At 36.8% G+C, this 21,332-nt stretch carries 15 protein-coding genes and 5 tRNA genes; 9 read left to right on the forward strand and 11 right to left on the reverse strand.

Going from position 1 to position 21,332, the window contains the following annotated elements; all coding sequences use genetic code 11:
* Positions 1-72: 72 nt before the first annotated feature.
* Positions 73-1,146 (reverse strand): tRNA preQ1(34) S-adenosylmethionine ribosyltransferase-isomerase QueA, encoded by a 1,074-nt coding sequence (gene queA / locus JP36_RS00955; RefSeq protein WP_039171038.1) that lies wholly within the window; start codon positions 1,144-1,146, stop codon positions 73-75.
* A gap of 149 nt (positions 1,147-1,295) precedes the next feature.
* Here queA and menC point away from each other — a divergent pair, with 149 nt between their 5' ends.
* Positions 1,296-2,294, forward strand: coding sequence for an o-succinylbenzoate synthase (gene menC / locus JP36_RS00960; protein ID WP_039171041.1), 999 nt, complete (start codon positions 1,296-1,298; stop codon positions 2,292-2,294).
* Between the two features lie 64 nt (positions 2,295-2,358).
* On the opposite strand, the gene groL is transcribed toward menC, so the two are convergent.
* Both groL and JP36_RS00970 read right to left on the reverse strand, forming a co-directional pair.
* Positions 2,359-4,002: a chaperonin GroEL gene (gene groL / locus JP36_RS00965; RefSeq protein ID WP_039171044.1), complete on the reverse strand. Its 1,644-nt coding sequence runs from the start codon at positions 4,000-4,002 to the stop codon at positions 2,359-2,361.
* Between the two features lie 18 nt (positions 4,003-4,020).
* Positions 4,021-4,311, reverse strand: coding sequence for a co-chaperone GroES (locus tag JP36_RS00970; RefSeq protein WP_021461355.1), 291 nt, complete (start codon positions 4,309-4,311; stop codon positions 4,021-4,023).
* 325 nt (positions 4,312-4,636) lie between these two features.
* On the opposite strand from JP36_RS00970, the gene aspA reads away from it, so the two are divergent.
* Positions 4,637-6,055 carry an aspartate ammonia-lyase gene (gene aspA / locus JP36_RS00975; protein WP_021461356.1) on the forward strand — a complete coding sequence of 473 codons (1,419 nt, stop codon included), beginning with the start codon at positions 4,637-4,639 and terminating at the stop codon, positions 6,053-6,055.
* Between the two features lie 135 nt (positions 6,056-6,190).
* On the forward strand, positions 6,191-8,965 hold the full coding sequence (gene polA / locus JP36_RS00980) for a DNA polymerase I (protein ID WP_039171048.1): 2,775 nt from the start codon (positions 6,191-6,193) through the stop codon (positions 8,963-8,965).
* Positions 8,966-9,113: 148 nt separating this feature from the next.
* Here polA and JP36_RS00985 read toward each other — a convergent pair whose 3' ends face one another.
* Positions 9,114-13,859: an autotransporter domain-containing protein gene (locus JP36_RS00985; RefSeq protein ID WP_039171051.1), complete on the reverse strand. Its 4,746-nt coding sequence runs from the start codon at positions 13,857-13,859 to the stop codon at positions 9,114-9,116.
* 311 nt (positions 13,860-14,170) lie between these two features.
* Between JP36_RS00985 and JP36_RS00990 the strand changes: the two genes are divergently transcribed.
* Positions 14,171-14,986 carry an NAD-dependent dehydratase gene (locus JP36_RS00990; RefSeq protein WP_039171090.1) on the forward strand — a complete coding sequence of 272 codons (816 nt, stop codon included), beginning with the start codon at positions 14,171-14,173 and terminating at the stop codon, positions 14,984-14,986.
* A gap of 40 nt (positions 14,987-15,026) precedes the next feature.
* Here the strand turns inward: JP36_RS00990 and JP36_RS00995 are convergent.
* The 7 genes from JP36_RS00995 to nagB form a co-directional block, all read right to left on the reverse strand.
* A tRNA-Gln gene (locus tag JP36_RS00995) sits at positions 15,027-15,101 on the reverse strand.
* Between the two features lie 26 nt (positions 15,102-15,127).
* A tRNA-Gln gene (locus JP36_RS01000) sits at positions 15,128-15,202 on the reverse strand.
* Positions 15,203-15,229: 27 nt separating this feature from the next.
* A tRNA-Gln gene (locus JP36_RS01005) sits at positions 15,230-15,304 on the reverse strand.
* Positions 15,305-15,324: 20 nt separating this feature from the next.
* A tRNA-Leu gene (locus JP36_RS01010) sits at positions 15,325-15,409 on the reverse strand.
* A gap of 2 nt (positions 15,410-15,411) precedes the next feature.
* Positions 15,412-15,488: transfer RNA gene (locus JP36_RS01015), tRNA-Met, on the reverse strand.
* 279 nt (positions 15,489-15,767) lie between these two features.
* The gene (nagA, locus tag JP36_RS01020) at positions 15,768-16,913 is read right to left on the reverse strand and encodes an N-acetylglucosamine-6-phosphate deacetylase (protein ID WP_039171054.1); all 1,146 of its coding nucleotides are present in this window, start codon (positions 16,911-16,913) and stop codon (positions 15,768-15,770) included.
* Positions 16,910-17,722: a glucosamine-6-phosphate deaminase gene (gene nagB / locus JP36_RS01025; RefSeq protein WP_039171057.1), complete on the reverse strand. Its 813-nt coding sequence runs from the start codon at positions 17,720-17,722 to the stop codon at positions 16,910-16,912. The genes nagA and nagB overlap by 4 nt, the downstream gene beginning before the upstream one ends.
* Positions 17,723-17,973: 251 nt before the next feature.
* Here nagB and glyQ point away from each other — a divergent pair, with 251 nt between their 5' ends.
* Genes glyQ through JP36_RS01050 form a run of 5 tightly spaced genes read left to right on the forward strand, consistent with a single transcriptional unit; the run spans position 17,974 to position 21,318 of the window.
* The gene (gene glyQ, locus JP36_RS01030) at positions 17,974-18,885 is read left to right on the forward strand and encodes a glycine--tRNA ligase subunit alpha (RefSeq protein ID WP_039137156.1); all 912 of its coding nucleotides are present in this window, start codon (positions 17,974-17,976) and stop codon (positions 18,883-18,885) included.
* A 10-nt stretch (positions 18,886-18,895) separates the two neighbouring features.
* On the forward strand, positions 18,896-19,549 hold the full coding sequence (locus tag JP36_RS01035) for an FABP family protein (RefSeq protein WP_039171060.1): 654 nt from the start codon (positions 18,896-18,898) through the stop codon (positions 19,547-19,549).
* Positions 19,549-19,815, forward strand: coding sequence for a hypothetical protein (locus tag JP36_RS01040; protein WP_039171062.1), 267 nt, complete (start codon positions 19,549-19,551; stop codon positions 19,813-19,815). Before JP36_RS01035 ends, JP36_RS01040 begins: the two co-directional genes overlap by 1 nt.
* A 33-nt stretch (positions 19,816-19,848) precedes the next feature.
* The gene (locus tag JP36_RS01045) at positions 19,849-20,886 is read left to right on the forward strand and encodes a PDDEXK nuclease domain-containing protein (protein WP_039171065.1); all 1,038 of its coding nucleotides are present in this window, start codon (positions 19,849-19,851) and stop codon (positions 20,884-20,886) included.
* A gap of 48 nt (positions 20,887-20,934) precedes the next feature.
* Complete coding sequence (locus JP36_RS01050; protein WP_039171069.1) at positions 20,935-21,318, forward strand: endonuclease domain-containing protein; 384 nt, start codon at positions 20,935-20,937, stop codon at positions 21,316-21,318.
* Positions 21,319-21,332 lie beyond the last annotated feature (14 nt).

Consider the following 21,332-nt stretch of genomic DNA (forward strand, 5'->3'; position numbering starts at 1 on the left):
ATCAACGAATAAACAGTTCGAAGTTTAAATCATCGCGTAAACTTGTACGCATTTTTAAAGATTGATTAAAAATTATGATTGTTTTTTAATCAAAAACATTGCATCGCCATAGCTAAAAAAGCGATAACGATTTTCTACTGCACTACGATAAGCTCGCATAATATTATCGTAACCAGCAAAAGCGGAAACAAGCATAATGAGAGTTGATTCCGGTAAATGAAAATTAGTAATCAGGGCATCAACAACACGAAATTTTTTGCCAGGATAAAGGAAAATGGTGGTATCAGCAAAAAACGGCTCAATTAATTGTGTACTCTGTTTCTCTTCCGCTGCTAATGCGGCACTTTCTAATGAACGAACAGAAGTTGTGCCTACTGCAATAACACGTTTGCCAGCTGCTTTAGTAGCTAATACTGCATCAACGACTGATTGTGGCACTTCTGCATATTCGGCGTGCATATGATGCTGTTCGATATTTTCAACACGTACTGGCTGGAAGGTTCCTGCCCCAACGTGCAATGTTACAAAAGCCATTTTTACACCTTTTGCTTTTAAGGCATTCAATAATGCTTCATCAAAGTGTAATCCGGCAGTTGGTGCTGCGACAGCACCGGGTATTTTACTATAAACCGTTTGATAACGTTCTTGATCGGCATCTTCATCTGGACGATCAATATATGGTGGTAATGGAATATGTCCGATTTGCTGTAAGGTATCCAACAATGAGCCATCAATATCAAATTGTAAATGGAACAGAGAATCTGAACGCCCGATCATAATTGCTCGAATCCCTTTTCCTTCACCTAATTTATCCTCGCCTAAAATGATTTCGCTGCCCTCTTTCGGAGCTTTTGATGCCCGAACGTGAGCCAGACAGCTTTTTTGATCAAGCACTCTTTCAATAAGCACTTCAACCTTGCCACCGCTACTTTTTCGCCCGTACATCCTTGCTGGAATAACGCGAGTATTATTAAATACTAAAAGATCACCTTCATTCACAAAATCTAATACATCTTTAAAATGATGGTGCGAAAACTCACCACTATTACCGTCAAGTTTTAATAAACGGCTCGCACTACGTTCCTTTTGTGGATAACGAGCAATGAGTTCATCGGGTAAGTCAAAATAAAAGTCGGACACTCTCATAATTTATCTCTTTTTCTTTTACAAATTTAAACGGGCGTAAGTGTATTGCGATCTACATTAAAATGCAAAAAAGATAATATATTTTCCTTTGTCTGGTGATGTTATACTCTTTGCCGAAAGATATTTTTTACTAAAAGGAATTAAGCATTATGGCAGAACGACACTATAAACTTTACCGTTATCAAATTCCAATGGATTCCCAAGTGGTATTACGTAACCGTTTTTTGAAACAACGAGAAGGTTTATTGGTACAAATTAAATGTAATGATAAAGAGGGCTGGGGAGAAATTGCACCGTTGCCGGAATTTAGCCAAGAAACGTTAGAACAAGCACAACAACAAGCGATTGAGTGGTTGAAAGCGTGGGATCAAGCACGCGCTAAAAATGAGAAGCTCTCGCTTGAAAACTGTTATCCCTCCGTTGCTTTCGGCTTAAGCTGTGCTTTGGCAGAGATGCAAAATAAATTAACTGCTCAAGGTAATTTTAAAACTGCGCCGCTTTGTTATGGCGATCCGGATGAATTGTATGCCGAATTGGATCAACTTCCCGGTGAAAAAATCGCCAAAATTAAAGTAGGACTCTACGAAGCCAATCGTGACGGTTTAATTACCGATATGTTTCTAGAAGCGATTCCCGATCTGAAACTGCGCTTGGATGCCAATCGTTCTTGGACGCCGGCAAAAGCAGAAATGTTTGCCAAATATGTTAAACCGGAACATCGCAGCCGCATTCAATTTTTAGAAGAGCCTTGCAAAACGCCGGAGGAAAGTTTGCAGTTTGCACAGGATACCGGTATTGCGATAGCTTGGGATGAAACGGTAAGAGAGCCTGATTTTGTAGTGCAATCACAAGAAGGGGTGGTGGCAATTGTGATAAAACCAACATTAGTCGGCTCTTTAGAAAAATGTATTCGTTTGATTGAACAAGCTCATCAACAAGGTCTAATTGCTGTGATTAGTTCAAGTATTGAATCTAGTTTTGGCTTAACTCAACTTGCTCGGATTGCTCAACAATATACTCCAAGTACAACACCGGGATTGGATACCTTAGATTTAATGAAAGTGCAGGTTGTTCGGGCTTGGCAGGGATCAAACTTACCGATTGCTACGTTAGACAGTGAATATATTACGGAAGTTAAATTTGATTAATCCATATAAAAATGCCGACATTAAGTCGGCATTTTGATAGAACATTAATTAGGTTGACAAGCGATTACATCATACCGCCCATTCCACCCATACCGCCCATTCCGGCAGCACCTAAATCTGCTTTTTCATCTTTAGGAAGTTCAGTCACCATACATTCAGTAGTGATCATTAATCCCGCAATTGATGAAGCAAATTGTAAGGCAGAACGTGTTACTTTAGTTGGATCTAGAATTCCCATTTCCAACATATCACCATATACTTCTGCACCGGCGTTATAACCGAAGTTACCTTCGCCAGATTTTACTTTACTTGCAACAACAGAAGCTTCTTCACCTGCATTAGTTACGATTTGACGAAGAGGTGCTTCCATTGCACGTAATGCAAGTTTAATACCTACATTTTGATCTTCGTTTTCACCTACTAATCCGGCAACTTTATTTGCTGCACGAATTAAGGCTACACCGCCTCCTGCAACAACACCTTCTTCAACGGCTGCACGAGTTGCGTGTAACGCATCTTCAACACGTGCTTTTTTCTCTTTCATTTCAACTTCTGTTGCCGCACCAACTTTAATTACAGCTACACCGCCTGCTAATTTAGCAACACGCTCTTGAAGTTTTTCTTTATCATAATCAGAAGTAGATTCTTCAATTTGTTGACGAATTTGTGCTATACGACCTTGAATTTGTGCTTCATCACCAACACCGTCAATGATAGTAGTATTGTCTTTAGAAATCACAACACGTTTGGCTTGACCAAGATCTTCTAAGGTTGCTTTTTCTAATTCCATACCAATTTCTTCAGAAATAACTGTACCAGCAGTTAAGATCGCAATATCTTGTAACATCGCTTTACGACGATCTCCGAAACCAGGCGCTTTCACAGCAGCAACTTTCACAATACCACGCATAGTATTTACAACTAAAGTTGCTAATGCTTCACCTTCAACATCTTCAGCAACAATTAATAATGGTTTTCCTGCTTTTGCTACAGCTTCAAGCACTGGTAATAATTCACGGATATTAGAGATTTTTTTATCTACTAATAGAATATATGGTGAATCTAATTCAACTGTTCCGGTTTCTGGTTTGTTAATGAAATATGGTGAAAGATAACCACGATCAAATTGCATACCTTCAACTACAGCAAGTTCATCTTCCAATCCAGTACCATCTTCAACAGTGATAACACCTTCTTTACCTACTTTCTCCATTGCTTGAGCGATAATTTTACCGACAACGCTGTCAGAGTTGGCTGAAATTGTACCTACTTGTTCAATTTCTTTTGAGGTTTCGCAAGGTTTAGAAAGATTTTTTAATTCAGCAACCACTTCTGCAACGGCTTTATCAATACCGCGTTTTAAATCCATAGGATTCATTCCAGCTGCAACTGCTTTTAAACCTTCATTTACAATAGCTTGTGCTAAAACGGTTGCTGTAGTGGTACCGTCACCAGCTGCATCATTAGCTTTGGATGCAACTTCTTTAACCATTTGTGCACCCATATTTTCAAATTTATCTTCTAATTCAATTTCACGAGCTACAGATACACCGTCTTTAGTAATAGTTGGTGCTCCAAAAGATTTATCTAATACAACGTTACGACCTTTAGGACCTAATGTTACTTTTACTGCATCAGCTAATACGTTAACACCGTTAAGCATTTTTACGCGTGCATCATTACCAAATCTTACATCTTTTGCTGCCATTTTATATTCCTTCTTTTATTATTCTACAATTGCCAAAATATCATTTTCAGAGATGATCAATAGTTCTTCACCATCAATTTTTTCTGATTTTACGCCATAGCCATCGTTAAAAATCACAACATCACCAACTTTTACATCAAGCGGTTGTACTTGACCATTTTCTAAGATGCGACCTTTACCAACTGCCAACACTTTTCCTCTAGTGGATTTTTGTGCAGCAGAACCAGTTAAAACGATGCCGCCAGCTGATTTAGTTTCTACTTCTTCACGTTTTAAGATTACACGATCGTGTAATGGACGAATATTCATAAAAGTACTCCTATACATTTTAGCGAAAATTGATTTTTAGGTATCTTACCCAGTTTGTTGAACGTTTGTAGAAATGGGGATCACAAAGACACTTTCAAGAGGGAAATTAAAAAATTTTTCTTGCGCTCAATCTATAAAAAAAACTAATGAATTAAATAAAAATAACTCCTATTTGCTCATTTAAATTTTATGATCCACATCACAAAATTTCATAAAAACAACTTTTATAATACGCGAAAAATAGATTGACAGAGATTGATAAAAAAAGATTTTTCTTTAGTTATCAATTTGATTTTTATTAAAAATAAATAATTTGAGGTGTTTTATGAGCGAATTCCGTAAAGAAGTTGACCTACTTGGTGAAAGAGAAATTCCAGCTGATGTATATTGGGGAATTCATACCCTTCGGGCTATCGAAAATTTCAATATTTCTAATAATACTATTTCTGATGTGCCTGAATTTGTACGTGGAATGGTAATGGTGAAAAAAGCTACTGCAATGACTAATGGTGAACTTGGTGCTATTCCGCAAAATATTGCTGATGCAATTGTTGCAGCTTGTGATGAAATTTTGACTACTGGAAAATGTATGGATCAATTCCCGTCTGATATTTATCAGGGCGGAGCAGGAACTTCCGTTAATATGAATACCAACGAAGTGGTTGCCAATATCGCACTTGAAATCCTTGGTCATAAAAAAGGTGAGTATCAATTCTTAGACCCGATGGATCACGTCAATGCTAGCCAATCAACTAATGATACTTATCCAACAGGATTCCGTATTGCAGTGTATAACAGCATTTTAAAATTAGTGGAGAAACTACAATATTTACACGATGGTTTCCAAAATAAAGCAGACGAATTTTCCAATATTTTAAAAATGGGGCGTACTCAATTACAGGATGCTGTTCCAATGACTGTCGGTCAGGAGTTCAAAGCATTTGCAGTGTTAATTGATGAAGAAATTAAGAATTTATTAAAAACTGCTGCATTATTGTTGGAAGTTAATCTTGGGGCAACAGCTATCGGTACGGCATTGAATACACCTCAAGGCTATACTGATTTAGTTGTGCAGAATTTAGCAAAAGTAACTGGTTTGCCTTGTGTCAAAGCAGAAAATTTAATTGAAGCAACTTCTGACTGTGGTGCTTATGTAATGGTTCACGGTGCATTAAAACGCACTGCTGTGAAAATTTCTAAAGTATGTAATGACTTGCGTTTGCTTTCTTCAGGTCCTCGTGCAGGCTTAAATGAAATTAACTTGCCTGAATTGCAAGCAGGTTCTTCAATTATGCCGGCAAAAGTTAATCCAGTTGTGCCTGAAGTTGTTAATCAAGTTTGCTTCAAAGTAATGGGAAATGATATTACAGTAACAATGGCAGCGGAAGCTGGTCAATTACAACTTAATGTAATGGAACCTGTTATCGGTCAAGCAATGTTTGAATCTATCAGTATCTTGTCTAACGCCTGCGTTAATTTAAGAGATAAATGTATTGATGGTATTACCGTAAATAAAGAAATTTGTGAAAATTATGTCTTTAATTCAATTGGTATTGTAACTTATCTCAATCCGTTTATTGGGCATCACAACGGTGATAAAGTTGGTAAAATCTGTGCGAAAACTGGAAAAGGTGTGAAAGAAGTTGTTTTAGAATTAGGTTTGCTTACTGAAGAACAATTAAATGATATTCTTTCTGTTGAAAACTTAATGAATCCAACTTACAAAGCAAAATTGAATAAATAATTCTCTCAATCAACCCCAACTAAGAGTCCGCCTGAAAACGGGCTCTTTTTTTGTGTTGCGGTTGCAATTTCGTTCTTAGCGCTTAGAATTAGCCCTTTGTAAAAATATTATTTATTAAATCAAATTGAGAACGTTATGCCACAAATCGCAGAAAATCCATTTGTCCTTGTTGATGGTTCATCTTATTTATATCGTGCTTATCACGCTAATTTTCGCTTAGGATTATCTAATTCTGCCGGAGAGCCGACTGGAGCAATGTATGGCGTACTGAATATGCTTAAGAGCTTATTGAAAGAGGTTAAGCCGACACATATTGCGGTAGTATTTGATGCAAAAGGAAAAACTTTCCGTGATGAAATGTTTGAAAAATATAAATCGCACCGTCCACCAATGCCGGAAGATTTACGCCAACAAATTCAGCCACTTCATCAAATGATTGAAGCTTTAGGATTGCCGTTACTTATTGTTGAGGGGGTTGAAGCGGATGATGTAATTGGTACATTAGCTAAGCAGGCTTCCAAAGCAGGGCGTAATGTATTGATCAGTACTGGTGATAAAGATATGGCTCAATTAGTCGATGATAAAATTATGCTGATCAATACAATGACTAACACTTTATTGGATCGTGAGGGAGTTATTGAAAAATATTCAGTACCGCCAGAATTAATCATTGATTTATTGGCATTAATGGGTGATAGTTCGGATAATATTCCGGGTGTTCCAAGTGTTGGTAATAAAACGGCTGTTGCATTGTTGCAAGGGCTTGGTGGTATTGCTGATATTTATTCACAATTAGATAGAATTGCTGATTTACCGATTCGTGGCGCAAAAAAATTGGCTGATAAACTTGTTGCCGGCAAAGAAGATGCGGATCTTTCCTATAAATTGGCAACCATAAAAACAGATGTACCGTTGGAAGTTACTTTTGAACAACTCACCTTGCAAAGTGAAAACCGTGATCAATTAATTGAATATTATGCACGTTATGATTTTAAACGTTGGTTAAATGAAATTTTAAATGGAAATACCGTGTCTTCATTGCAAAATGTTGTTGCGGCTAAAGCAACGCCGAACCGTGAGATTCAGCCTTTTTCAGCCAAAATTGATCGTAGTCGTTATCAAACTATTTTAACGGAAGAACAGTTAGCACAGTGGCGTGAAAAATTAAGCAGAGCAACACTGTTTGCGATAGATACTGAAACTAATAGTTTGAATTATATGCAGGCAAAATTAGTTGGTTTATCTTTTGCATTAGAAAATGGTGATGCTGCCTATTTACCACTACAACATCATTATCTTGACTGTCCGAAACAGCTTAGCTGGGATCAGGTTTTAGCTGAGTTAAAAACGATTTTAGAAGATCCGAATATTAAGAAAGTTGGTCAAAATTTAAAATATGATTTGACCATTCTTGCCAGACACGGTGTTACATTACAGGGTGTTGTTTATGACACAATGTTGGAGTCCTATACTTTGGATAGCACCGGTCGCCATAATATGGATGATTTGGCAAAACGTTTTTTACATCACGATACTATTCATTTTGAAGACTTGGCAGGTAAAGGTAAAGGGCAACTTACGTTTGATCAGATTACAATTGACAAAGCTGCTGAATATGCAGCGGAAGATGCAGATGTTACCTTTAAATTGCATCAGGCTTTGTGGTCGCAACTTAATCAAATACCAAGTTTAGTTAAACTTTTTACTGAAGTGGAATTGCCCCTTTCTCAAGTTTTAGCACGAATGGAACGTAACGGTGTCTTGATTGATAGTGATCTGCTTTATCAGCAGTCGCAGGAAATCAGTGCTAGACTTATCCAATTGGAACAGCAAGCACATCAACTTGCCGGACAAACATTTAATTTGGCTTCAACTAAACAGCTACAAGAAATTCTGTTTGAAAAACTCGGTTTACCAGTGTTAAAGAAAACGCCTAAAGGTGCACCGTCAACGAATGAGGAAGTGCTGGAAGAGTTAGCTTATGAACACGAATTGCCGAAATTATTAGTAGAGCATCGTGGTTTCAGTAAATTGAAGTCTACTTATACGGATAAACTACCACAAATGATCGATCCGGATACCGGTCGTGTGCATACTTCTTATCATCAAGCAGTTACTATTACAGGTCGTTTATCATCATCCGATCCGAATTTACAGAATATTCCGACCCGTAGTGAAGAGGGCAGAAAAATCCGTCAGGCATTTATTGCCGAAAAAGGATTTAAAGTGGTCGCTGCAGACTATTCACAAATTGAGTTAAGAATTATGGCACATCTTTCTGGAGATGCCGGTTTGGCTTATGCTTTTTCTCACGGTTTGGATGTGCATCGCTCTACTGCTGCTGAAGTATTTGATGTTCCGTTGGAACAAGTTACTCCACAACAACGTTATCGTGCTAAAGCGATCAATTTTGGCTTAATTTATGGAATGAGTGCATTTGGATTGGCACGTCAATTACAAATTCCTCGTAATGAGGCGCAGATCTATATAGATCGTTATTTCCATCGTTATCCTGCCGTTAAACAGTTTATGAGTGATATTCAAGAGAAAGCAAAACAACAAGGATATGTTGAAACATTGCTGGGACGACGGCTTTATTTACCTGAATTAAAATCAAGCAATGGAATGCGTCGTAAAGCAGCTGAACGAGTGGCAATCAATGCACCGATGCAAGGCACAGCAGCAGATATTATTAAAAAGGCGATGATTGATATAGATCGTTTTATTGCTGACAAAGAAGATATTCGTATGATTATGCAAGTTCACGATGAATTAGTCTTTGAGGTAAAAGAAGATAAAATTGAATACTATGAAACCATTATCAAGGATATGATGGAGAATGCAGTTAAATTGAGTGTTCCTCTCATTGTTGATGTTAATTTTGGGGATAATTGGGATCAAGCACATTAATTAGCGAATTTTAAGATAAAATTCAGTTATGCAGTTAGTCAATCTATGATTTTTTATTGTAGATTTGCTTTTAGAATAAAGGTCTAGTTTTTATCTAGACCTTTTATTAGTAGCTTAATGAATTATTTCAATTTCTTGTCTTTATTTTTTAGAATTGAATACTCATACCCACTTGGTAATTCATTCTTCTCAATTTTTGTTCTTTAGTTAAAGAACGCAAATACTCTAAATTAATAAAGGTTGAAATATTATCTGTGAAATAATATCTTGCATTTGCAGAGAGTGCAGCACTATCTTTAACAAATTTATCTTCAATCCATTCATTATTCATAATGAGGTGATCGAAATCACGTAAATTCTTGATCAATCTAATATTAGATGATAAAGCGAAATTTGCTACTCGATAATCAGCGCCCAGATTGATTAAGGCATTAACCTGACTTTCTCTGACAGCGTCAACATTGATATCTTTTACTGAAATCGCGCTATAGCGGTGATAGCTTTCTTGTAACCCAAGATCTGCATAAAGTGTTAAATCTTGATTAAACGGATAACGATAACCAATATTTTGTTCACTCGATAAAATATATCCATTTTGTTTATAACGTATTTTATCTTTATTTTTGAAATCGTGAATTACACGCCCAGCACTGATAATTGCTTGAGCATACCAATTATTCCAGTTGTGTGCAAAATAACCATTAGCCGAAACCATTTCTGAGGTAACTTTACCTACATACGGGTTAAGGTTAAGATGTTCATTAATTTCATTTTTGACATTACTAGTTGTTTTTGAATAAGTTGCTGAGATACCAATTAAATTATCGGTATTACTTACTAAATCTTTACCAATAGCCAAAATTTGACTATTTTGTTTGATGTTCAAAAACTCTTTACCTTTCACATCATTATGTGCATATGCCATATTTACCCAATAATCTAAATTACTGGTTTGACTCCAAAGAGGAGTATTTGGATTTCTTCTGGAATAATCAAGGTGTAACTGACCTACATAACTACTGATATAAGGTAATGCCGCAATTAAAGACGCATCAGCATTTAATAAACGCTTTATCGGCATATCGTTTGTTATTGAAGCTGGTAGAACAGTCTTATTATTATCAGCTGTTAATTGAGAAGTTTGTTCAGTAGTTTCATTTGTAGCAGCTGTACTATCATCAAGATTTGTTGAATTATTTAATTCACCAGATTCGTCTTGTTTAACTTCAGCTGCTTTACTTGCAGGGGCAGTAGTGCCATTTTGTGCAGTTATCGCAGGAGTTTCTACGCTATCTGTTGTCAATAATGTAGCTTCTGAATCATAAATATTGCGTTTAGTCCGTTTTTTAACAATATCTGCTGAATTATTTGATTCATTAGATTCGTCTGCTTGTTGATTCTCAGCCAGTTCACTCGATGCAGTAGTTCCATTTTGTGCAATTACTACAGGGGTTTTTTGGTCTAGATTATTTGTTGTCAATAATGTAGCTTCTAAATCATAAATATTGCGTTTAGTCCGTTTTTTAACAATATCTGTTGAATTATTTAATTCGTTAGATTCGTTTAATTCTTGAATTTTAGTTAGTTCATTGGCTAATTCACCTTGTTCTGAACTGGTTGGTACTGATTGCGTGTTTACTGCGGCAGGCACAACGGGTTCTTCTACCGGCTGAACGGTTTTTGCTAATGCAGGCACAGCTTGTTCATCTTTAGCGATCACTAAGGCAGGCACAACTGGTTCTTCTACCGGCTGAGCGGTTTCTGCTAATGAAGACACAGCTTGTTCATCTTTAGCGATCACTAAGGCAGGCACAACAGATTTTTCTACCGGCTGAGCGGTTTCTGCTAATGCAGGCACAGCCTGTTTATCTTTAGCGATTACTTCAGCAGGCACAACTGATCTCTCTATCGGCTGAGCGGTTTCTGCTAATGAAGGCACAGCTTGTTCATCTTTAGCGATCACTTCAGCAGGCACAACTGGTTCTTCTACCGGCTGAGCGGTTTCTGCTAATGCAGGTACAGCTTGTTCATTTTTAGCGATGACTACGGCAGGTACAACTGGTTCTTCTACTGGCTGAACAGTTTCTGCTAATGCAGGCACAGCTTGTTCATCTTTAGTGATCACTTCAGCAGGCATAACTGGTTCTTCTACCGGCTGAGCGGTTTCTGCTAATGAAGGCACAGCTTGTTCATTTTTGGCGATGACTTCGGCAGGCATAACTGGGTTTTCTACCGGTTGAGCGGTTTCCGCTAATGCAGGCACAGCTTGTTTATCTTTAGCGATCACTTCAGCAGGCACAACTGGTTCTTCTACCGGCTGAACGGTTTCTGCTAATGCAGGCACAGCTTGTTCATTTTTAGCGATCACTTCAGCAGGCATAACTGGTTCTTCTACCGGCTGAGCAGTTTCTTCTAATGTTGGTGCAATAATAACAGGGATAATTTTATTATCTTGCTTAATGTAAGTTGAGGTTAAATAGTAATCGCTTTGATCATCAGCCCCTACACCGCCGTGAGATAAAACATATTGATAAAGCCCGGCTGTAACATCATTAGCTAATGTTAGATTACCAATATTAACTTTATTAGCATTCAGATCGATAATTTTAATCCCAAACTGGGTTTTTTCACCTAAAGATGAATAACGTTTTTCAATTTGCAAATTACCATTAATGATACTATCACCGCTAACAGAGATTTTATCTGTTTGGCTATTATCATTACCTAAATCTGTTCCTAATGTGATTCGTGCATTTTGAGCAATTAAACCTTCATAGATTTCCAAAGTTTTTGGCTGCCAAGTGTCTGTAGTTTGCGATAAGTTAAGACTGGAATCGCTTAAATTTAACTGATAAACACTGGAATTTTTAGACATATTCCATTGGCTATTATTATCAATTGTGAAATAGGATTTTGCATTTTTCTCAGTATATATTCCGCCATTGATGACAGAATTACTGATTGAAGCTTCAAACACCGGCAAATTCTTAGTCGCATTTTTTGCTACTTTAATCGCATAGTGTTCTGCTGAAATTGTACTGCCTTTCATCATCAATTGAGATAAAAGATTACCTTCGTCATTAGCAAAAACACGAATTGCACTTGCACCTTCACTTTCTGTATTCAGTGTTGAATTGATGATTGTTGCGGTGCTATCCCATAAGTTCAAAACATTTGCACCGATACCATTGGTTTTTACTTGACTGTCTTGTAATCGTAAAGTTGCTTTATTACCAACTGTTATTGCAGTCGTTTCTTTACCAAAGGTATTCAACTTGATTTTATTTAATTCAACTTCTGAGCTTTGTCCATTAACCATTACACCGAAAGGGGCAACATAAGGGTTAGTACGATAAATATCAATATGACCATTAGTAAGATAAATTTTACCCCCTAATTCTGCATTGATAATTCCACCCAAACGCCCTTGAGAGGTGATATTTGTATTAGTTAATTGGATTGTGCCACTATTACTGGCGAATAAAGCGCGACCGTCATTAAAAATATTGAGGTTTGATTTGTTAATATCATTACTATGCATATCAACATGGAAAACGCCATCTCCTTCAGCAGAATGGTAAATATTATTAGCAGTGCTATTAAATGGCGTAGTGCTTACACGTCTTACTGTTAAATCGGTTGGATCTCCACTCTCAGATTCTAGTAACGACATAATATAATCTGCGATCATACGATGTGTTTTTGGTGAAGGATGAAATTGATCAGCAAAAACGAATTGGTAACCTTTCCCCCAAAGATAATTTTTATCTTTAACACCTTTTTGCCTGTCTATTGGTTCAAAAGCCGCAACACGCCCTTTTCCAGCTCCCCAACCAACTACTGCACTGGTAAAAGGATTTGCCGCAGAACCGGAAACATTATTAAAGCCAAATTCAGTATAGTGAGACATTACCTCATCTAGCAATAATTGGATATTTGGGCGGATGAAAGTAACATCAGGATGTTGAGCTTTTAAGTTTTCTATTACTTTATCAACACCTTGATTAAATGTATTTACCAAAGACGTTTCTGCTTTATATACACGCTCAAATTGTCTTTTCCATTGTTGCAATTCTTGAAAGGCGGCACTAGTTAATGGCTTACCTTGAGGGATGTTATAATGCTTACGCAAAACAAATTCAAAAGCATCGTAAATAACGTCTTTTGCTGGACGACCGTGATTATTTTGATCATCTAAAAAACGGATAACGTCATCTTTATTGATCCAACCGAAACCAAGAAATTTGCGCCCACCAAGCAATGATTTCCAACCGTCAAAGTAAATGCGCCCATCAGAAAGAAAATTGTTAGTAAAATTTGGGGTGTTCGCAATATTTGGTGCATTTGGCACAATTACAAACTTAGACTTCCCATTGATCAATAATTTTTTTAATTGTGTTTCTACGGCTTCAATACTACCTTGAATTTTTTTGTTTTGGCTTTGGTCTGTTGAAATATTAGGATCACCTAAACTAATATCATCATCGGCTAAACGGAGATCATTGCCACCAATCCAAAAAATATATTTATAATCTTGATTTTGAGTATTGCGACGACTTCTTAGATAATTATTGATTTCATCGCTTAATTTTGGTGATAAAGACCCCTGCAATCCACCAAGATAATCATTAGCAACAGCTCCGCCTAATGCATAATTAGGTCCATCTTGATTTCTTTTGGTTAAAAAATTTCCATCGTGACGAGGAGAATTATAGCCATAATAATTGGCTAGATATTCGTTATAGACATTTTCTTGGTTGTAAGTAAAGCGAAGAATATTACCGTTATCGCTAAGGCTATCTCCAAAAATGATCAGTTTTTCTGGCATTCCTACACTATATGCATTAGTTGCTAATGCAAGAGAAACGCTTAATGCTAAAAAATGTTTTTTCATATAATTATACCCTAAAAAATTTTGTGGATTTTATACATTACTTCTATGAAAGTAAAATCAATAAATAAAATTTATTAGCTATTTTTTGTAAAAAATCTTTTATTTTTGTGTGGTTATTTTATATTTTAAAAATTAATGTTTCTTATTTAATATTGGTGTTTTTTATGTAATTAATTAGATTTATTTTGTTTATATGCTCAATTTTTTTAGTGAATAATCTTTTTTATTGATTTATCTTTTTGACTTTGTAATGGACATTAAATAGGATATGTTTTTTATGAAGGAAAGAGTAAATGAAAAATAGGAATGAAATGAGAAGTGTTGCTATTGTAGGGTTAGGTTGGTTAGGATTTCCATTAGGGCGTTATTTACAAAGTTTAGGGTGGCTAGTAAAAGGTAGTAAAAGGACACACGAAGGCACAGAACATATGCGATTACAGCGTATTGAGTGTTATCAACTTGAGTTAACTCCGGCAATTAATGCTGATCCGGATGATCTTGAAGCCTTATTAAATGTTGATAGTTTAATTATCAATATCCCACCAAGTGAATACTTTTTCGATCTTAATAATTATATTTTAAGTGTCGAAAATTTATTGACAGAGGCGCTTTTACATAATGTTCAGCATATTATTTTTATTAGTTCAACTTCTGTATATCCAATGATTTCTGGTGTGTTTGATGAGGATTATTTGCCGAAACCGACATCGGATGTGGGTAAAGCACTTTTGGAAATTGAACAACGGTTGTGGGATTTGCAGGATATTGATGTAGATATTATTCGTTTTGCCGGTTTAGTCGGGGAAGATCGGCATCCGGTTTATCATTTATCCGGAAAAGAAAATATTCAAGGTGCGAATCAGACTGTTAATTTAGTTCATTTAACTGATTGTATACGAGCAATTCAATTATTGTTAGAAACGCCAACACATCACCGTCGTTATAATTTAGTTGCGCCAATTCATCCATTAAAACAGGATTTTTATACTACAATGGCGGAAAAACTATCATTGCCAGTACCACATTTTTTGCCGGATGAAGAAAAAATGGAGAGAATTATTTTAGCGGATAAAATTTGTAGAGATTTAGATTTTGTTTATCAATATCCTGATCCAAAAATGATGTAATTGTTAAATATAATCTTAAAAAAGCGGAATTCAAGGAAAATGGCTGGGGTACTAGGATTCGAACCTAGGAATGCCGGAATCAGAATCCGGTGCCTTACCGCTTGGCGATACCCCAATCTAAAGGGGATTTATTAATAAAGATGGCTGGGGTACTAGGATTCGAACCTAGGGATGCCGAGATCAAAACCCGGTGCCTTACCGCTTGGCGATACCCCAACATAAAAGATGATCATTAATAAAAGATGGCTGGGGTACTAGGATTCGAACCTAGGGATGCCGAGATCAAAACCCGGTGCCTTACCGCTTGGCGATACCCCAACTTTATGAAAGTTGCAAAATGGTGCGGGACGAGGGACTTGAACCCACACACCTCACGGCGCCAGAACCTAAATCTGGTGCGTCTACCAATTTCGCCAGTCCCGCAATGGTGGCTATGACGGGATTCGAACCTGTGACCCCAACATTATGAGTGTTGTGCTCTAACCAACTGAGCTACATAGCCATTGCTTTTGCGGCGCTAATTATGCTGATATCTGTAAGTCTCGTCAACACATTTTTTTAGAAAAAAAGATTTTTCGGTCTGTTCGCATAGAGAATAGCCAATTTGTTGTTTTTTTATTAGAAATAGTCGGATGGTTGTCCATTGATATGCAATTAAAATAGATTTATAAAAGTGTGAATGGAGAGGTTGGCTGTAAAACAATTGGATTAGCTAATAAATGAATAATTATAAAAAAGAAAATTGCGATAAAATGATTATCGCAATTTTTGGATAAAAGAGTTAGTTAAAGTGCCAATTACCGTTGACTGCAGTGCCAATTACTTCAAATTTATGGTTAAAGGCTGCTAAGTTGGCAATCTTTCCTTTTTCTAAACTACCTAATCTATCATTAATATGAATGGCACGAGCTGGATAGAGAGTTGCCATACGAAGGGCTTCGTCTAAAGGAATACCCACTTCATTTACACAGTTACGGATTGATTCGATCATAGTAACAGCAGAACCACCGATTGTACCGTTAGCGTCATAGCATTTGTGATCTCGAACATAAACGGTTTTGCCCACAAATTGGAATGATTCAATATCTGCACCAGCGGCAGCGGTAGCGTCAGTGACTAAACAAAGTTTGTCTTGTTTGCATTTTTTAGCAATACGCACATTGCCGAAATTTACGTGTAAACCATCAACAATAATGCCGGTATAGACATTAGGATTATCCAGTACAGCACCAACAACACCCATTTCTCGTCCGGATGACACAGGCGACATTGCATTATACAAATGAGTTGCAAAAGTTGCTCCTTGTTGGAAACGAGCATTCGCTTGTTGATAAGTGGCATTGGAATGCCCGATAGAAACGACAATATTGTTTCTAATAAATTCAGCAATATGATCTGCGGTAGGATTTTCCGCAGCAATCGTCATTTTTGTAATCACTTCAGCGTTATCACATAAAAAAGTAAGCATTTCATCAGAAATTTCACGAATAAATTCCTCGCGATGAACACCTTTTTTAGCTTTGCTTAAATATGGCCCTTCTAGATGTAGCCCTAACGCTTGATTGTGATGTTTAGCAAGATATTCTTTCATTACCGCAACAGCTTGTTTCATTTCAGCATCAGGGGCGGTAATGAATGTTGGCAAAAAGCTGGTTGTGCCGGATTTTAAATTGGTAGCCTGCATAATTTCCAATGTTTCAACAGAACAATCATCATTGAACATTACGCCACCGCAACCATTAAGTTGCAGATCGATAAAACCGGCAGAAAGGTTAGCACCTTGAAGATCGATAGTATCAAGAGCCGGATCAAGATCAGCGGTTTTAACGATATCTGCAATTTTATCGTCATTTACGATCAAAGCGTGATCATACAGAATCTCAGCCCCTGTATAGATAATACTATTGACTAACGCATATTTTTTCATTTTAACTCTCTTACACTATGAATTGCGTGTGATTCTAATTCTTTGAAATATTTCACAGTTTTAACTTTTAATTCTTGAGTTGCTGACTCATCGCAAACAAAAATTGCACGGCTGTGCATTTGCAATGCACTAATTGTCCATAGATGATTTACTGCACCTTCTACACCTGCTTGCAATGCTTGAGCTTTACGATAACCGGTAATTAACAACATTACCTCTTCCGCATCCATTAAAGTTCCAACCCCGATGGTTAAGGCATATTTTGGCACTTGATTAATGTCATTATTAAAGAATCGAGAGTTTGCAATTAAAGTGTCTTCATTTAAAGTTTTAATCCGAGTCCGAGAGGAAAGTGATGAGCCTGGTTCATTAAATGCGATATGTCCGTCTTCACCTACACCCCCCATAAACAGATGAATTTTACCATAAGATTTAATTTTATCTTCGTAACGTTGGCATTCCGCATCGTGATCATCAGTGTTACCGTTTAAAATATTGATATTTTCAAGCGGAATGTCAACGTGATTGAAGAAGTTATTAAACATAAAGGAGTGATAACTTTCAGGATGTTCTTTTGGCAAACCGACATATTCATCCATATTGAAAGTAACGACATTTTTGAAGCTTACTTCACCTTGTTGATAAAGCCTAATTAACTCTCTGTAAGTAGCGAGCGGTGTGCCGCCAGTTGGTAAGCCAAGAACAAATGGATGTTCTTTAGTGGGAGAAAAACGATTAATGCTGTCAACAATATGGCGCGCTGCCCATCTTGCTACCTGTTGTTCATTATGTAATGGAATAAGACGCATAGATTGCTCCTTGAATAATAAATAGACATTTTAAAATAAAACTTCATTATTTAAATAATCAAGATAATTTTACTTCAAAAAAGTGGATTGATCTAATTGAAAAAGAGTGTTTTTTGAGTAAAGTCACAGAAAAGACCAAAATGGAAAAGAAAATAAATATAAAAGGGAGTAGAGCTTAATTCTACTCATTAACCAAAAAATCAAGTAGAATAACGTTATTTTTTAGAAACTCACTGCACAAAGATTTTATTATGACAACACAATTTAACATTAAAACGTTTCAAGGGATGATTCTTGCACTTCAAGCATATTGGGCGGAACAAGGCTGCACTATCGTTCAGCCGTTTGATATGGAGGTAGGTGCAGGGACTTCTCATCCAATGACGGCACTTCGTGCATTAGGTCCTGAGCCAATGGCATTTGCTTATGTGCAACCTTCACGCCGCCCAACTGATGGTCGTTACGGTGAAAATCCAAACCGTTTGCAACATTATTATCAATTTCAAGTGGTGATCAAACCTTCTCCAGATAATATTCAAGAGCTTTATCTTGGTTCTCTTAAAATGCTTGGTTTTGATCCAACACAAAATGATATTCGTTTTGTTGAAGATAACTGGGAAAATCCAACGCTTGGTGCGTGGGGGCTTGGTTGGGAAGTTTGGTTAAATGGTATGGAAGTAACACAATTTACCTATTTCCAACAAGTGGGTGGTTTGGAGTGTCGTCCAGTAACTGGTGAGATTACCTACGGATTAGAACGTTTAGCGATGTATATTCAAGGCGTGGATAGCGTGTATGATTTAGTGTGGTCAGATGGCCCACTCGGTAAAACCACCTACGGTGATGTTTTCCATCAAAATGAAGTAGAACAATCCACTTATAACTTTGAATATGCTGATATTGATTTCCTCTTCAAGGCTTTTGAACAATATGAAAAAGAAGCTCAAGAACTGTTGGCATTGGAAAAACCATTACCCTTACCGGCGTATGAACGTATTTTAAAAGCGGCACATAGTTTTAACTTGTTAGATGCCCGCAAAGCCATTTCTGTAACCGAACGTCAACGTTATATTTTGCGTATTAGAGCGTTAACTAAAGGTGTGGCGGAAGCTTATTATGCCAGTCGCGAAGCATTGGGATTCCCAGGATGTAACAAAAAATAAGGCAGGAACAATGAAAGAATTTCAATATCCTAAAGATATCTACACTGAACCAGATGCGGATGTGAATACTCTTGCTAATCTTGGACCATTAACAGCAATGGCTGGTATATGGGAAGGAAAACGAGGATTAGATATTAATCCAAAAGCGGAAGGAGCGGTAAAAGATCCTTATATTGAACATATTGAGTTACAACCTATTGACCCACAAACTAACGGACCGCAGCTTTTTTATGGTTTGCGTTATCATATCCATATTGTGCAACCAAATGAAGTGGAAACATTTCACGATCAAGTTGGTTATTGGCTATGGGAACCGGCAACAGGAAATTTATTGTTAACCTTAAGTATTCCTCGCGGACAAACTTTAATTGCTACTGGTAATGCTAGTGTAGATGCCAAGAAATTTACATTAACCGCACAACGTGGTTCATTAACGAATGGTATTATTTCTAATCCATTTTTAGAACAATCTTTCCGTACAGAAAGTTATACTATTACTGTAACTATCAATAATGATGGTACGTGGTCATATGAGCAAGATACTGTAATGGTAATTCCTAATTACGATGAGCCGTTTCATCATCAAGATCGTAATCGTTTAACGAAGGTTGCTGAACCAACACCGAATCCATTAGCATTAGCAGAACAAAAAGGGCAACTATAATGGATAAACCGATTTTATTTTTCGCCGAAAGTTGCCCTGATACTGCTCCTTTTGTGGCAGAGTTGAAGCGATTAAATGTGGATTATGAACGCGTAGAAGTTTTAACTTCATTAGCCAATTTTAAACAATTTCTACGTTTGCGTGATAAGTCAGCGGTGTTTGATAACGCCAAAGCAAATGGCTATGCGGGAATTCCAGCACTGTTGTTGAATAGTGGTGAAGTAATTTTGGATTATAAGAAACTGGCAGAAGTGTTTACTCCATAAATAAAAGCGCGGTAAGTTTTGCAGAGGTTTTAGATGACGACAAAAAAGCTACTTGTGAGAAGTGAACAGCAATTAGTTGGTGAAATTAGCCAACTTATTCAAACCAGCAAACAACGTGTTGCGGTAACCGTTAATGCGGAGCTTACCTTGCTTTATTGGCATATTGGACAACGAATTAATCAGCATATTCTCAATAATGAACGGGCGGAATATGGCAAAGAAGTGATTAAGAATTTGTCTAAAAGCCTAACAGAGCAATTTGGGAAGGGCTGGGGACGTTCTCACCTTAATTATTGTGTGAAATTTGCGGAAACATTTAGTGATTTTGAGATTGTCCACGCACTGCGTGGAAAATTGAGTTGGACGCATTTTAAAGCATTAATTTATATTGATGATCCACTCAAACGAGATTTCTATGCCACAATGGCAGCCCAAGAGCGTTGGAGTACAAGAACACTAGAAGAGCGTATTGGCTCATTGCTGTTTGAACGCACCGCAATCTCGAAAAAGCCTGATGAAACCATTAGTCAAGAATTAACGTTATTGCGAGAAAAGGGCGAATATAATCAATCAATGATCTTAAAAGATCCTTATATTTTGGATTTTTTAGAACTTAATGATCGTTATTTAGAAAAAGATCTTGAAGATGCAATTTTAAGAGAAGTTGAACAATTTCTTTTAGAATTAGGAGCGGGTTTTACTTTTATTGCTCGGCAGAAACGAATTCAAATTGATAATGATGATTTTTATATTGATTTACTACTCTACAACCGTAAATTAAAACGTTTAATTGCCATTGAATTAAAAACCGAAGCATTTAAGCATTCACACAAAAGCCAAATGGAACTTTATTTGGCGTGGCTTGCGAAATATGAAAAAGAAGAAGGGGAAAATCCTCCCTTGGGTATTATTTTGTGTACGTCTAAAAAGCAAGAGCAAGTTGAATTATTAGATTTAAACCATTCTGATATTCATATTGCTGAATATATGACGGTGTTACCGAGTAAAGAAATATTAGAGCAGCGATTGCATTTGGCGGTATCACGAGCGAAAGAACGGCTTGCTAAATAATATATTGTTAGTTAATAGAATTTTTTGAAATAGTAAATTTTAGTTAGAATGCTGCCTTACGTTAAGAATTTAAAGGAACTTTCACAGAAATTACGTTCTAATCAGACCGATGCTGAACGTAAATTATGGCAACGGATTAATCGAGATCAATTATTAGGCTTTCGCTTTAATCGTCAAAAGCCGTTGCTGAATTATATCGTAGATTTTTATTGTGCAAAGGCAAAGCTGATTATCGAACTAGATGGTTCTCATCATTATGAGGCTGAGCATCAAGAAAAAGATCGATTAAGAGATGATGAGTTAAGATCTCTAGGTTTTACAGTGATGAGGTTTAGTAATGATGAAATTTATTATGAGATTGAGGCTGTTGTAGAGCAGATTTATTTATTTTTAGAACAAGTACAAATCTCTCTTAGTGGTGCTGAGGATTGACAAATCTCCCCTAG

The sequence above is a fragment of the Gallibacterium genomosp. 1 genome (genome assembly GCF_000771875.1).
Classification (GTDB): domain Bacteria; phylum Pseudomonadota; class Gammaproteobacteria; order Enterobacterales; family Pasteurellaceae; genus Gallibacterium.

What these genes read in the sequence shown, in the direction of transcription:
- queA (WP_039171038.1), bottom strand. Translation starts at nt 1,146, where the DNA reads ATGAGAGTGTCCGACTTTTATTTTGACTTACCCGATGAACTCATTGCT.
- menC (WP_039171041.1), top strand. Translation starts at nt 1,296, where the DNA reads ATGGCAGAACGACACTATAAACTTTACCGTTATCAAATTCCAATGGAT.
- groL (WP_039171044.1), bottom strand. Translation starts at nt 4,002, where the DNA reads ATGGCAGCAAAAGATGTAAGATTTGGTAATGATGCACGCGTAAAAATG.
- JP36_RS00970 (WP_021461355.1), bottom strand. Translation starts at nt 4,311, where the DNA reads ATGAATATTCGTCCATTACACGATCGTGTAATCTTAAAACGTGAAGAA.
- aspA (WP_021461356.1), top strand. Translation starts at nt 4,637, where the DNA reads ATGAGCGAATTCCGTAAAGAAGTTGACCTACTTGGTGAAAGAGAAATT.
- polA (WP_039171048.1), top strand. Translation starts at nt 6,191, where the DNA reads ATGCCACAAATCGCAGAAAATCCATTTGTCCTTGTTGATGGTTCATCT.
- JP36_RS00985 (WP_039171051.1), bottom strand. Translation starts at nt 13,859, where the DNA reads ATGAAAAAACATTTTTTAGCATTAAGCGTTTCTCTTGCATTAGCAACT.
- JP36_RS00990 (WP_039171090.1), top strand. Translation starts at nt 14,171, where the DNA reads ATGAGAAGTGTTGCTATTGTAGGGTTAGGTTGGTTAGGATTTCCATTA.
- nagA (WP_039171054.1), bottom strand. Translation starts at nt 16,913, where the DNA reads ATGAAAAAATATGCGTTAGTCAATAGTATTATCTATACAGGGGCTGAG.
- nagB (WP_039171057.1), bottom strand. Translation starts at nt 17,722, where the DNA reads ATGCGTCTTATTCCATTACATAATGAACAACAGGTAGCAAGATGGGCA.
- glyQ (WP_039137156.1), top strand. Translation starts at nt 17,974, where the DNA reads ATGACAACACAATTTAACATTAAAACGTTTCAAGGGATGATTCTTGCA.
- JP36_RS01035 (WP_039171060.1), top strand. Translation starts at nt 18,896, where the DNA reads ATGAAAGAATTTCAATATCCTAAAGATATCTACACTGAACCAGATGCG.
- JP36_RS01040 (WP_039171062.1), top strand. Translation starts at nt 19,549, where the DNA reads ATGGATAAACCGATTTTATTTTTCGCCGAAAGTTGCCCTGATACTGCT.
- JP36_RS01045 (WP_039171065.1), top strand. Translation starts at nt 19,849, where the DNA reads ATGACGACAAAAAAGCTACTTGTGAGAAGTGAACAGCAATTAGTTGGT.
- JP36_RS01050 (WP_039171069.1), top strand. Translation starts at nt 20,935, where the DNA reads ATGCTGCCTTACGTTAAGAATTTAAAGGAACTTTCACAGAAATTACGT.